This window comes from Providencia alcalifaciens (assembly GCF_915403165.1).
GTDB classification, from domain to species: Bacteria; Pseudomonadota; Gammaproteobacteria; order Enterobacterales; family Enterobacteriaceae; genus Providencia; species Providencia alcalifaciens_C.
In genome coordinates, this window is the sequence record NZ_OU659204.1 from 3,760,281 (window position 1) to 3,772,479 (window position 12,199).

Annotated in this window: 21 protein-coding genes; 3 read left to right on the top strand and 18 right to left on the bottom strand. The window is 44.4% G+C overall.

The window, feature by feature from the left end:
* The first annotated feature begins 29 nt into the window (after window positions 1-29).
* The 3 genes from rsmB (at window position 30) to mscL (ending at window position 3,251) form a co-directional block, all read left to right on the top strand.
* The gene (gene rsmB, locus LDO73_RS17115) at window positions 30-1,316 is read left to right on the top strand and encodes a 16S rRNA (cytosine(967)-C(5))-methyltransferase RsmB (RefSeq protein WP_224059536.1); all 1,287 of its coding nucleotides are present in this window, start codon (window positions 30-32) and stop codon (window positions 1,314-1,316) included.
* Window positions 1,317-1,350: 34 nt separating this feature from the next.
* Entirely contained in the window at window positions 1,351-2,727 is a 1,377-nt protein-coding gene (gene trkA / locus LDO73_RS17120; protein WP_036955884.1) for a Trk system potassium transporter TrkA, read from the top strand.
* Window positions 2,728-2,837: 110 nt separating this feature from the next.
* Window positions 2,838-3,251, top strand: coding sequence for a large-conductance mechanosensitive channel protein MscL (mscL, locus tag LDO73_RS17125; RefSeq protein ID WP_224059537.1), 414 nt, complete (start codon window positions 2,838-2,840; stop codon window positions 3,249-3,251).
* Here the strand turns inward: mscL and LDO73_RS17130 are convergent, their stop codons facing one another.
* From LDO73_RS17130 to rplX, 18 genes are all read right to left on the bottom strand, one after another.
* The gene (locus tag LDO73_RS17130) at window positions 3,252-3,452 is read right to left on the bottom strand and encodes an alternative ribosome-rescue factor A (RefSeq protein WP_224059538.1); all 201 of its coding nucleotides are present in this window, start codon (window positions 3,450-3,452) and stop codon (window positions 3,252-3,254) included. It abuts the gene before it with no gap.
* 26 nt (window positions 3,453-3,478) lie between these two features.
* Window positions 3,479-3,895: a Zn(2+)-responsive transcriptional regulator gene (gene zntR, locus LDO73_RS17135; protein ID WP_036955922.1), complete on the bottom strand. Its 417-nt coding sequence runs from the start codon at window positions 3,893-3,895 to the stop codon at window positions 3,479-3,481.
* Window positions 3,896-4,030: 135 nt separating this feature from the next.
* The gene (rplQ, locus tag LDO73_RS17140; protein ID WP_014657271.1) at window positions 4,031-4,417 is read right to left on the bottom strand and encodes a 50S ribosomal protein L17; all 387 of its coding nucleotides are present in this window, start codon (window positions 4,415-4,417) and stop codon (window positions 4,031-4,033) included.
* 37 nt (window positions 4,418-4,454) lie between these two features.
* On the bottom strand, window positions 4,455-5,444 hold the full coding sequence (locus LDO73_RS17145) for a DNA-directed RNA polymerase subunit alpha (protein WP_036955903.1): 990 nt from the start codon (window positions 5,442-5,444) through the stop codon (window positions 4,455-4,457).
* 25 nt (window positions 5,445-5,469) lie between these two features.
* Window positions 5,470-6,090 (bottom strand): 30S ribosomal protein S4, encoded by a 621-nt coding sequence (gene rpsD / locus LDO73_RS17150; RefSeq protein WP_224059539.1) that lies wholly within the window; start codon window positions 6,088-6,090, stop codon window positions 5,470-5,472.
* Between the two features lie 37 nt (window positions 6,091-6,127).
* The gene (gene rpsK / locus LDO73_RS17155; RefSeq protein WP_224059540.1) at window positions 6,128-6,517 is read right to left on the bottom strand and encodes a 30S ribosomal protein S11; all 390 of its coding nucleotides are present in this window, start codon (window positions 6,515-6,517) and stop codon (window positions 6,128-6,130) included.
* Between the two features lie 16 nt (window positions 6,518-6,533).
* Complete coding sequence (gene rpsM, locus LDO73_RS17160; RefSeq protein WP_004907144.1) at window positions 6,534-6,890, bottom strand: 30S ribosomal protein S13; 357 nt, start codon at window positions 6,888-6,890, stop codon at window positions 6,534-6,536.
* 145 nt (window positions 6,891-7,035) lie between these two features.
* Window positions 7,036-7,152, bottom strand: a complete 117-nt coding sequence (gene rpmJ, locus LDO73_RS17165) for a 50S ribosomal protein L36 (RefSeq protein WP_004265484.1) — start codon at window positions 7,150-7,152, stop codon at window positions 7,036-7,038.
* A 45-nt stretch (window positions 7,153-7,197) separates the two neighbouring features.
* Window positions 7,198-8,523 (bottom strand): preprotein translocase subunit SecY, encoded by a 1,326-nt coding sequence (gene secY / locus LDO73_RS17170; RefSeq protein ID WP_006657025.1) that lies wholly within the window; start codon window positions 8,521-8,523, stop codon window positions 7,198-7,200.
* A 7-nt stretch (window positions 8,524-8,530) separates the two neighbouring features.
* Window positions 8,531-8,965 (bottom strand): 50S ribosomal protein L15, encoded by a 435-nt coding sequence (rplO, locus tag LDO73_RS17175; protein ID WP_006657024.1) that lies wholly within the window; start codon window positions 8,963-8,965, stop codon window positions 8,531-8,533.
* 3 nt (window positions 8,966-8,968) lie between these two features.
* Complete coding sequence (gene rpmD / locus LDO73_RS17180; protein WP_006657023.1) at window positions 8,969-9,148, bottom strand: 50S ribosomal protein L30; 180 nt, start codon at window positions 9,146-9,148, stop codon at window positions 8,969-8,971.
* A 6-nt stretch (window positions 9,149-9,154) separates the two neighbouring features.
* A complete protein-coding gene (gene rpsE, locus LDO73_RS17185) occupies window positions 9,155-9,655 on the bottom strand; it encodes a 30S ribosomal protein S5 (RefSeq protein ID WP_006657022.1) in 501 nt (166 codons plus the stop codon).
* A 14-nt stretch (window positions 9,656-9,669) separates the two neighbouring features.
* Window positions 9,670-10,023: a 50S ribosomal protein L18 gene (gene rplR, locus LDO73_RS17190; protein ID WP_004907138.1), complete on the bottom strand. Its 354-nt coding sequence runs from the start codon at window positions 10,021-10,023 to the stop codon at window positions 9,670-9,672.
* 9 nt (window positions 10,024-10,032) lie between these two features.
* A complete protein-coding gene (gene rplF, locus LDO73_RS17195; protein ID WP_224059541.1) occupies window positions 10,033-10,566 on the bottom strand; it encodes a 50S ribosomal protein L6 in 534 nt (177 codons plus the stop codon).
* Window positions 10,567-10,580: 14 nt separating this feature from the next.
* A complete protein-coding gene (gene rpsH / locus LDO73_RS17200; protein WP_042847562.1) occupies window positions 10,581-10,973 on the bottom strand; it encodes a 30S ribosomal protein S8 in 393 nt (130 codons plus the stop codon).
* A gap of 34 nt (window positions 10,974-11,007) precedes the next feature.
* Window positions 11,008-11,313, bottom strand: a complete 306-nt coding sequence (gene rpsN, locus LDO73_RS17205) for a 30S ribosomal protein S14 (RefSeq protein WP_004265458.1) — start codon at window positions 11,311-11,313, stop codon at window positions 11,008-11,010.
* Window positions 11,314-11,325: 12 nt separating this feature from the next.
* Window positions 11,326-11,865: a 50S ribosomal protein L5 gene (rplE, locus tag LDO73_RS17210; protein WP_006657019.1), complete on the bottom strand. Its 540-nt coding sequence runs from the start codon at window positions 11,863-11,865 to the stop codon at window positions 11,326-11,328.
* 15 nt (window positions 11,866-11,880) lie between these two features.
* Complete coding sequence (gene rplX / locus LDO73_RS17215) at window positions 11,881-12,195, bottom strand: 50S ribosomal protein L24 (RefSeq protein WP_004265452.1); 315 nt, start codon at window positions 12,193-12,195, stop codon at window positions 11,881-11,883.
* Window positions 12,196-12,199 lie beyond the last annotated feature (4 nt).

The following is a 12,199-nucleotide window of genomic DNA, read 5'->3' on the forward strand; positions in this document are numbered from 1 at the left end:
TTAAATAACTAATAGACTCTCTTTCAATTATGAAAAACAAATATAATTTGCGTAGTATCGCTGCGACCGCCATTAGTCAGGTTTTAGATAACGGACAATCATTAAGTACCGTTTTACCTGATCTGCAACGTAATATTAATGATAAAGATAAAGCACTACTGCAAGAGATTTGCTTCGGTGTTTTACGCTATCTACCAAAGCTAGAATGGTTTATTAGCCAGCTTATGGAGAAACCACTAACAGGCAAGCAAAGAACTTTGCATTACCTCATCATGGTTGGGATCTATCAATTACTCTATACACGTATCCCTGCACATGCAGCTTTAGCAGAAACCGTGGATGGTGCAGTTGCATTAAAGCGCCCGCAGTTGAAAGGCCTAATAAATGGAGTACTACGATCTTTTCAGCGTCAGCAAGTTCAGTTAGAAGAACGCAATAAAAATAACAATAGCCAATATTTACATCCTAGTTGGTTATTAAAACGCATTCAAACTGCCTACCCTGATAGCTGGGAAAATATCGTTGATGCTAATAATCAACGTCCACCCATGTGGTTGAGAGTTAATTCTCAACATCATACAGCTACACAATATTTAGAGTTACTCGAACAAGCGGAAATTACAGCACACTTTCACCCATCACATCCAAATGCAATTCGCTTAGAAGAAGCAGCCCCCGTGACTTGTTTACCCGGTTTTGAAGATGGCTGGTCAACAGTGCAAGACGTTTCTGCACAAGGCTGTGCTGAATTACTATCTCCCGTTAATGGCGAAAATATTCTCGATTTATGTGCAGCGCCGGGCGGAAAAACAACACATATTTTAGAGCTTGCTCCTAAAGCCCATGTTCTCGCCGTAGATATTGATGAGTCACGACTCAAACGAGTGAAAGAAAATCTGCAAAGATTAAAGCAACAAGCTATTGTTATTCAAGGGGATGGTACGAAACCTGAAGAGTGGACGAAAGGTCAACAATTTGATCGTATTTTGCTTGATGCTCCGTGTTCTGCAACAGGAGTTATTAGACGCCACCCTGATATTAAATGGCTAAGACGCGATTCAGATATTCAAGAGCTATCTCAGTTACAGGCTCAAATCTTAGAGGCTGTATGGCCATACTTAAAATCTGGCGGCACATTAGTGTATGCCACATGCTCCATTATGCCTGAAGAAAATAGCCTGCAGATTAAGAATTTCCTTTCTAAACATACTGATGCAAGTATTAATGATGGTACAGAATTAGGCTTACAAATATTGCCAAGCGCAACTGGGGGCGATGGCTTCTTTTACGCCCGCTTATTCAAGCACGTACAGTAATATTTAACCAAAGACTCTGAGATAGGAAGATGCTATGAAGATCATTATTCTAGGTGCAGGGCAAGTCGGTGGGACACTCGCTGAAAACTTAGTGGATGAAAATAACGATATTACCGTTGTTGATACCAACGCCGATCGCTTGCGTCAGCTACAGGATCAGTTTGATCTGCGCGTAGTTAATGGGCATGGATCCCATCCCCGAGTTCTTAGAGATGCTGGAGCTGAAGATGCGGATATGTTAGTTGCAGTGACTAACTCGGATGAAACCAACATGGTTGCTTGCCAAATCGCTTATAGCCTATTTAATACGCCAAATAAAATCGCGCGTATTCGTGCAACCGAATATATCCGTGAAGCTGACAAACTGTTTTTGGCAGAGCAAATCCCTATTGATTATCTGATATCACCAGAACAGCTGGTTATCGAGTATATCTATAAACTTATCCAATATCCGGGAGCTCTACAGGTCGTTAATTTTGCCGAAGGTAAAGTGAGCATAGTGGCTGTAAAAGCCTACTATGGGGGTTCTCTAGTAGGCAATGCATTATCTAGCTTACGTGAGCACATGCCACACATTGATACTCGCGTTGTCGCAATATTCCGCCAAGATAGACCGATTCGCCCTCAGGGTTCCACTATTATTGAAGCGGGTGATGAAGTTTTCTTTGTTGCCTCTACTCAACATATTAGAGCAGTAATGAGTGAGCTCCAACGATTAGAAAAGCCATACAAGCGTTTAATGATTGTTGGGGGTGGTAACGTAGGTGCCGGCTTAGCGAAGCGATTGGAAAAAGACTATAGTGTTAAACTGATTGAGCGTAATCAGGAAAGAGCAACTGAATTAGCGGAGTTGCTCCATGACACGATTGTTTTTTATGGTGATGCCTCAGATCAGGAATTGCTCACTGAAGAACATATTGAACAAATGGATGTATTTATTGCACTTACCAATGATGATGAAGCAAATATCATGTCTGCTATGCTTGCGAAAAAAATGGGAGCCAAAAAAGCCATGGTATTAATTCAACGGTCTGCCTATGTTGAATTAGTTCAAGGCGGTGTCATTGATATTGCAGTATCACCACAGCAAGCTACTATTTCAGCTTTACTTGGTCACGTCCGAAAAGCGGATATTGTCAGTGTTTCATCGTTACGCCGAGGAGTTGCAGAGGCTATTGAGGCGATCGCCCACGGTGATGAGAACACATCAAAAGTGGTAGGTAAAAAAATATCAGAAATTAAACTTCCTCCAGGCACAATTATTGGTGCCATCGTAAGGGAGGAAGAAGTCATCATTGCTAGCGATTACCATATTATCGAGCAAGGTGACCATGTCATTATGTTTATTACCGATAAAAAATATGTGCCGGATGTGGAAAAGTTGTTCCAGCCAAGTCCGTTCTTTTTATAATTATCTAAAATAAATAGTAAAAATTTGCAGCTTAATAATTCTAGATACTATAATTTTGATACGTGGTTCCACGCATTTAATCATTTAGTTAATAAAGGGAAGAGGTCGTAATGAGTTTTTTAAAAGAGTTCCGCGAGTTTGCCATGAAAGGCAACGTTATGGACATGGCAATCGGTATTATTATTGGTGCTGCATTTGGTAAAATCGTTTCTTCATTAGTCGCCGATGTGATCATGCCCCCACTAGGATTAATCATTGGTGGCGTAGATTTTAAACAATTCAGCCTTGTACTTCGAGAGGCGGAAGGGAGTGTCCCTGCCGTAGTGATGAATTATGGGATGTTTATCCAAACTGTTTTTGATTTTGTGATTGTCGCATTTGCTATTTTTATGGCAATCAAGGTAATGAATAAAGTACGTCGTGAAAAAGAAGATGCTGCACCAGCAGAGCCTGCTGCGCCAACTACAGAAGAAGTTTTATTGTCCGAAATTCGTGATTTGCTAAAAGAACAAAATAAAAAATAACTAAAAGGCCAGTGGTAATAAGTTTATTAACCGATTACCACTGGCCTCCCAGTTACCTACCTTATTCGCTTTTCCTTTTCTTGTATAGCTTCCTTTTCCTTTCTTATTCTTCTCAATCCTCTGGCGAAATAGAGGGTCATGTAACAGAGCCTCAATAGCATTATCTTTAATCTCACCACGTTTATGCTGATACTTATTCATAATCTACCTTCGTAATCAGTTTTAAATTAATAAATTTTTGATGCGCCTTTTTCTAAAATCTCCATGATAGAACAGTATGTCGATGCATGCTCATCACCACAACATGCTGAACTCAAGGTTTTCAATGAGTCTCTCATAATGATCAGTTCTTGGATCTTCTTTTCTACTTCAATCAGTCTGATATCAACAATATTTTTTGATTCCTGACAAGTGTGGTGTTCGGGATCAACACGGATCGATAATAACTCAGTAATCGCTTCAAGTGTAAACCCTAACTGCTTAGCATAACGGATAAAACGTAAGCGCTGTAAATCTTGCTCCGTAAACAACCGGTAGCCACCTTCCGTTCTCGTTTTGTGCCCCATCAAACCCTGTTTTTCATAAAAACGGATTGTATCTGGTGTTACATCTGCCAACTTAGCTATTTGACCTATCTTATACATGCTCATTTGCTTATGCCTATAAGTATGGATAGAAAATAAAATTTCAAGGATGGAAAAGAATTAATTTGGAGGGTTAGAATAGCAGGTACAAAAAAACCGGGCAATACACCCGGTTTTCTTGAAAGCAATTACAGATTACTCTGCAGCTGCTTCTTGAGACTCAACAGCACGGTCAACAAGCTCGATGTAAGCCATCGGAGCATTGTCGCCTGTACGGAAGCCACACTTAAGAATACGAGTGTAACCACCTGCACGAGCTGCGAAACGCGGTCCCAGTTCATTAAATAATTTTGCAACGATCTCGTTATCACGAGTACGTGCGAATGCCAGACGACGATTAGCTACGCTGTCGGTCTTGGCAAGAGTAATCAGCGGCTCAACGACGCGACGCAGTTCTTTCGCTTTAGGCAGAGTCGTCTTGATAATTTCATGACGAACTAAAGAACCTGCCATGTTACGGAACATAGCTTGGCGGTGGCTGCTGTTGCGGTTCAATTGACGACCACTCTTACGATGGCGCATGACCTTATCCTTCTCAGTAAAACCTTAACCTGTGATCCTAATCATCAGCAATACTAGCTGGTGGCCAATTTTCTAAGCGCATGCCCAGAGAAAGACCACGAGATGCCAAGACGTCCTTAATTTCAGTAAGAGATTTCTTACCAAGGTTCGGAGTTTTAAGCAACTCAACTTCTGTACGCTGTACCAGATCACCGATGTAGTGGATAGCTTCTGCTTTGAGGCAGTTAGCAGAGCGGACAGTCAATTCCAGATCGTCAACTGGGCGCAGTAAGATAGGATCGAATTCTGGTTTCTCTTCTTTAACTTCTGGCTGACGTACATCACGTAGGTCAACAAAAGCTTCAAGTTGTTCAGCCAGAATGGTAGCTGCACGGCGAATCGCCTCTTCAGGATCGATTGTACCATTAGTTTCCATTTCGATTACTAACTTATCCAAGTCAGTACGCTGCTCAACACGAGCTGCTTCAACATTGTAGGCAATACGCTCTACAGGGCTATAGCAAGCATCGACTAACAGACGACCAATTGGGCGCTCATCTTCTTCCGAATGAACTCGGGCAGAAGCCGGCACATAACCACGACCACGCTGAACTTTAATACGCATATTTACAGATGCGCTTTCGTCAGTGAGGTGGCAGATCACATGCTGTGGCTTGACGATTTCGACATCACCATCATGGATAATGTCGGCTGCAGTCACAGGGCCAATGCCAGATTTATTCAAGGTTAAAATAACTTCATCTTTCCCCTGAACTTTTACCGCCAGCCCTTTCAGGTTGAGGAGAATCTCCAGGATATCTTCCTGTACACCTTCTTTGGTGCTGTACTCATGCAGTACACCATCAATCTCAACCTCTGTCACCGCACAACCCGGCATAGACGAAAGCAGAATACGGCGCAGTGCGTTACCTAGAGTGTGGCCAAAGCCGCGCTCTAAAGGCTCAAGGGTCACCTTAGCGTGCGTCGAACTCACTTGCTCGATATCTACCAGGCGCGGTTTTAGAAACTCTGTCACAGAACCCTGCATTGTGTCCTCTCTTTGGTGCTAAGCTTTACTTGGAGTAAAGCTCGACGATCAGGTGTTCGTTAATGTCCGCAGACAAGTCAGTACGTTCAGGAATACGTTTGAACACACCTTCCATTTTAGCAGCATCAACTTCCAGCCAAGTTGGCTTCTCACGCTGTTCAGCCAGCTCTAAAGCAGCCTTGATACGAGACTGTTTTTTAGCTTTCTCACGAACGCTGATAACGTCATTCGGGGAAACCTGATAAGAAGCGATATTAACTACACCACCATTTACCATGATAGCTTTGTGGCTAACCATTTGACGTGCTTCTGCGCGAGTTGCGCCAAAGCCCATACGGTAAACGACGTTATCTAAACGACCTTCCAGCAGGGTCAGCAGGTTTTCACCTGTGTTGCCTTTCAGGCGAGTTGCTTCTTTATAATAGTTACGGAATTGACGTTCCAGAACACCGTAAATACGACGAACTTTTTGTTTTTCACGTAACTGAACACCATAGTCAGACAGACGCGGTTTACGCGCACCGTGCTGGCCAGGTGCCTGTTCTAATTTACACTTGGTGTCAATCGCGCGAACACCAGACTTCAGGAAGAGGTCTGTTCCTTCGCGACGGCTCAGCTTGAGCTTAGGACCCAAATATCTAGCCATTTTCTTTCTCCAACAGTCCTAAAAAAAACGAAACGTATTAAACGCGACGTTTTTTCGGTGGGCGACAACCGTTATGAGGGATAGGAGTCACATCAGTAATATTAGTGATGCGAAAACCAGCGGCGTTCAGAGCACGAATTGTTGATTCGCGACCCGGACCCGGTCCCTTAACCATAACTTCCAGGTTTTTGATTCCGTATTCTTTCACAGATTCTGCGCAACGCTCTGCCGCAACTTGTGCTGCGAACGGAGTGGATTTGCGAGAACCACGGAAACCGGAACCACCGGCAGTTGCCCAACCTAATGCGTTACCCTGACGGTCAGTAATGGTAACGATTGTGTTGTTGAAAGAAGCATGGATATGAGCCACACCGTCTGAGACTTGTTTTCTTACACGCTTACGTGCACGAACTGGTGCCTTTGCCATTATTCAATACCCCGACTTATTTCTTGATCGGCTTACGCGGACCCTTGCGGGTACGAGCGTTAGTCTTAGTACGCTGTCCGCGCACAGGAAGACCACGACGATGACGTAAACCACGGTAACATCCAAGGTCCATTAGACGCTTGATGCTCAGGGTAATTTCACGGCGTAAGTCACCTTCTACAACGTATTTAGCAACTTCGTCACGCAGCTTGTCGATTTGTTCTTCAGACAGCTCACTGATCTTAACATTTTCAGCAATACCAGTTGCTTCACAGATAGCCTGTGAACGAGTTTTGCCGATGCCGAAAATCGATGTTAAAGCGATTACGGTATGTTTATGATCAGGAATGTTAATGCCTGCTATACGGGCCACTATGCACTCCTAAGTTAAAATATACATTACTGTGCTGAAAAGCCCGTTTTCAGGATACTCAAACAATAATGTATCTTAGATAAAAAAGATTGGCTGGCTAATTTAGCCAGCTCAACCCAACTTTGCAAGAAAAAAATGCTTTTTCTTAGCCTTGACGTTGTTTATGTCTTGGCTCAACACTGCAAATCACACGAACGCTACCATTGCGACGGATAATTTTGCAGTTACGGCATAATTTCTTGACGGAAGCACGAACTTTCATTTTTACTCTCCGTAACTTCTAAGCAAACCATAATCACTCGCGTGATTATTTACCTTTTAGATTTGCTTTCTTCAATGCAGACTCATACTGACTTGACATCATTAGAGTTTGCACTTGAGCCATAAAGTCCATGATAACGACAACCACGATTAAGAGGGAAGTACCACCAAAGTAAAAAGGTACTTTCATTGCGTCACGCATGAACTCCGGGATTAGGCAGATAAAGGTAATATAAAGAGCACCGACTAATGTTAATCGTGTCATTACCTTATCGATGTACTTGGCCGTTTGCTCTCCCGGACGAATTCCTGGTACAAATGCACCGGACTTCTTCAGGTTATCTGCTGTTTCTCTTGGGTTGAAAACCAACGCAGTATAGAAGAAACAGAAGAAGATGATCGCAGAGGCATAAAGCAACACATATAACGGTTGTCCCGGCTGTAAGTACATAGATACTGTAGTCAGCCAGTCCCAGCCAGTTCCATCACCAAACCAAGACGCTATTGTACCCGGGAATAGTATGATACTGGAAGCAAAAATTGCAGGAATTACACCCGCCATATTCACTTTTAACGGTAAATGTGTACTTTGTGCAGCGTAGACACGGCGTCCTTGTTGGCGTTTAGCGTAGTTTACGACGATACGACGTTGACCACGTTCCATAAACACTACAAAGAAAGTTACCGCGAATACTAATACCGCAACCAACAGCAACAGGAGGAAGTGCAGATCGCCTTGCCGAGCTTGCTCGATGGTATGGCCAATAGCCGGCGGGAGACCCGCAACAATACCAGCGAAGATAATAATTGAAATACCGTTACCGATACCTCTTTCAGTTATCTGCTCACCTAACCACATAAGGAACATAGTTCCTGTGACTAAGCTAACAACTGCCGTGAAGTAGAATGGGAGACCTGGATCAAGAACTAATCCCTGCATCCCTGGCATATTCGGTAGACCCATTGCAATACCAATAGATTGGAATATTGCTAATACCAGAGTACCCCAGCGAGTATATTGGCTTATCTTCCGACGACCTGCTTCTCCTTCCTTCTTGATCTCTGCTAATCGTGGATTAACCACAGATAATAACTGGACAATGATCGATGCCGAAATATACGGCATGATACCCAGAGCAAAGATAGAAGCACGGCTAAGAGCACCACCAGAGAACATGTTAAACATTTCAATGATGGTGCCTTGTTGCTGTTCGAGCAATTTGGCAAGCACAGTGGCATCAATACCAGGGATTGGAATAAAAGAACCAATTCGGAAAACAATTAGCGCGCCAATAACAAACAAAAGTCTGCGTTTTAGTTCGCCAGCTCCACCTTTGGCACTTTGGAAATCTAATCCTGGTTGTTTAGCCATCTGTCACTTATTCCTCAATTTTACCGCCGGCAGCTTCGATTGCAGCGCGAGCACCTTTAGTAACACGAAGGCCACGTACAGTAACTGCACGATTCACTTCGCCAGACAGAATAACTTTTGCGTATTCAATCTGGATGTCAATAACGTTCGCGGCTTTCAGTGCGTTCAGATCAATAACATCGCCTTCAACAGAAGCGAAATCAGACAGACGGATTTCCGCTGTGATCATTGCTTTACGTGAAGTAAAACCGAATTTCGGTAAACGACGGTATAAAGGCATCTGGCCACCTTCGAAACCACGACGTACGCCACCGCCAGAACGAGACTTCTGACCTTTGTGACCACGGCCGCCGGTTTTACCGAGACCAGAACCGATACCACGACCTACGCGTTTAGGCGCGTGCTTGGCACCTTCAGCCGGAGACAGAGTATTTAAACGCATCTCTTACTCCTCAACTTTAACCATGTAGGAAACCAAGTTGATCATACCACGAACAGCGGGAGTATCCTCGCGCTCTACTGTATGACCAATGCGACGCAGACCTAAACCGACCAGTGTTGCCTTGTGTTTCGGCAGACGACCGATTGAACTGCGAACTTGTGTAATTTTAATAGTCTTAGCCATGGCTGATTACCCCAGAATTTCTTCGACGGATTTTCCACGCTTAGCTGCGACCATTTCTGGAGACTTCATGCTGTCTAAAGCATCCAGTGTTGCACGAACCACGTTGATTGGGTTAGTGGAACCATAGGTTTTAGCCAGTACGTTGCGAACTCCAGCTACCTCTAAAACAGCACGCATTGCACCACCGGCAATAATACCGGTACCTTCGTGAGCAGGTTGCATAAACACGCGAGAACCGGTGTGCGTACCTTTCACTGGGTGGAATAATGTGCCGTTGTTTAGAGCAACGGTTTTCATACTGCGACGGGCTTTTTCCATCGCTTTCTGGATTGCTGCCGGAACTTCGCGCGCTTTGCCGTAACCAAAACCAACGCGACCGTTACCATCACCAACTACAGTCAGTGCGGTAAAGCTGAAAATACGGCCACCTTTAACGGTTTTAGCTACGCGGTTTACCGCGATCAGCTTTTCCTGCAGTTCGCCAGCTTGTTTTTCGATGTGAGACATCTTACACCTCTACCTTAGAACTGAAGGCCAGCTTCACGGGCAGCATCTGCCAGTGCCTGGACTCTACCATGATATTGGAAACCAGAGCGGTCAAAAGCAACAACAGTGATGCCTTTTTCCAGTGCGCGTTCAGCAACTAACTTACCAACAATTGCTGCTGCGTCTTTGTTTCCAGTAAACTTAACTTGTTCATTGATAGCTTTTTCTGTAGTAGAAGCGGCAACCAATGTTTCAGAACCGTTTGGTGCGATAACCTGCGCATAAATATGGCGTGGGGTACGGTGTACCACCAGTCGAGTCGCACCCAACTCTTGAATCTTACGGCGTGCGCGGGTCGCACGACGGATACGAGCTGCTTTCTTATCCATAGTGTTACCTTACTTCTTCTTAGCCTCTTTGGTACGCACGATTTCATCGGCGTAACGAACACCTTTACCTTTATAAGGTTCAGGACGACGGTAAGCACGCAATTCTGCCGCTACCTGACCAATCACTTGCTTATCCGCACCTTTCAGTACGATTTCAGTTTGTGTTGGACATTCAGCAGTAATGCCTGCTGGCAGTGCGTGTTCAACCGGATGCGAGAAACCTAAAGACAAGCTTACAGCATTGCCTTTGATTGCTGCACGGTAACCAACACCGACCAGTTGAAGCTTTTTAGTGAAGCCATCGGTAACACCGACAACCATTGCATTGCACAGTGAACGAGTAGTACCCGCTTGTGCCCATGCATCAGCAAAACCTTCACGCGGACCGAAGGTTAAGTGGTCATCTTCATGTTTAACTTCAACTGCATTATGGATAGTACGAGTAAGCTCGCCGTTTTTACCCTTGATCGAAATAACCTGACCGTTGAGTTTTACCTCTACGCCGGCAGGAATGACGACGGGTGCTTTTGCCACACGAGACATTCTTTCCTCCCGAATTAAGCTACGTAGCAGAGAATCTCGCCACCAAGACCAGCTTGGCGAGCTGCACGATCAGTCATGACACCTTTAGAGGTAGAAATAACAGCGATACCTAAACCAGCCATAACTTGTGGCAGCTCATCTTTTTTCTTATAGATGCGCAGACTTGGGCGGCTTACACGCTGAATGCTTTCTACGACTGCCTTGCCTTGGAAATAACGTAAAGTCAGTTCCAATTCTGGCTTGATGTCGCCTTCAATTTTAAAATCTTCAATATAACCTTCTTCCTTCAGCACTTTGGCAATCGCCACTTTCAGCTTGGAGGAAGGCATGGTGACCGCAACTTTATTCGCGGCCTGACCGTTACGGATACGGGTCAGCATATCCGCGATGGGATCTTGCATGCTCATCTGTCTTTACTCCCGTGATTCAATATGGTGACAATTACCAACTAGCCTTTTTAAGGCCCGGGATCTCACCGCGCATAGCGGCTTCACGGACTTTAATACGGCTCAGACCAAATTTCCGCAGGAAACCATGCGGACGCCCAGTTTGACGGCAGCGGTTACGCTGACGAGAAGGACTTGAATCACGTGGCAGTGTTTGCAGCTTGAGAACAGCGTCCCAGCGATCTTCATCCGATGCTTTAACATCAGAGATGATAGCTTTCAGTTCTACGCGTTTTGCGAAGAATTTCTCAGCTAATTTAGCACGCTTAACATCACGCGCTTTCATAGATTTCTTAGCCATGAGTAACCTGCCTTACTTGCGGAACGGGAAGTTGAACGCTGCTAACAGTGCGCGACCTTCATCATCAGATTTCGCAGTAGTGGTGATAGTAATATCTAAACCACGTACACGATCCACTTTATCGTAATCGATTTCAGGGAAGATGATTTGTTCACGTACACCCATGCTGTAGTTACCACGACCATCGAAAGACTTAGCGGACAAGCCACGGAAGTCACGAATACGTGGTACAGCAATAGAAATCAGACGCTCAAGGAACTCCCACATGCGTTCGCCACGCAGAGTTACTTTACAGCCGATTGGATAGCCCTGACGGATTTTGAAGCCTGCAACAGATTTGCGTGCTTTGGTGATCAATGGTTTTTGACCAGAGATTGCTGTTAAGTCAGCTGCTGCGTTATCCAGCAGTTTTTTATCAGCGATCGCTTCACCAACACCCATATTCAGGGTGATCTTCTCGACCCGAGGGACTTGCATGACAGAAGTGTAGTTAAACTCAGTCATGAGTTTATTAACTACTTCGTCTTTATAGTAATCATGCAGTTTCGCCATCGTATACTCCAAAAATTACTTGATAGTTTCACTGTTAGATTTGAAGAAACGGACTTTTTTGCCGTCTTCGAATCTAAAGCCTACACGGTCAGCCTTACCAGTTGCCGCGTTAAAGATTGCAACGTTAGAAACTTGAATAGCCGCTTCTTTTTCAACGATGCCACCTGGTTGGTTCAGAGCCGGAACTGGCTTCTGATGTTTTTTAACCAGATTGATACCTTCAACGATAACTTTACTAGAAGAAATAACCTGCTTTACTTTACCGCGCTTACCTTTGTCTTTCCCAGTTAGCACGATAACTTCGTCATCACGACGGATTTTCGCTGCCATAGTT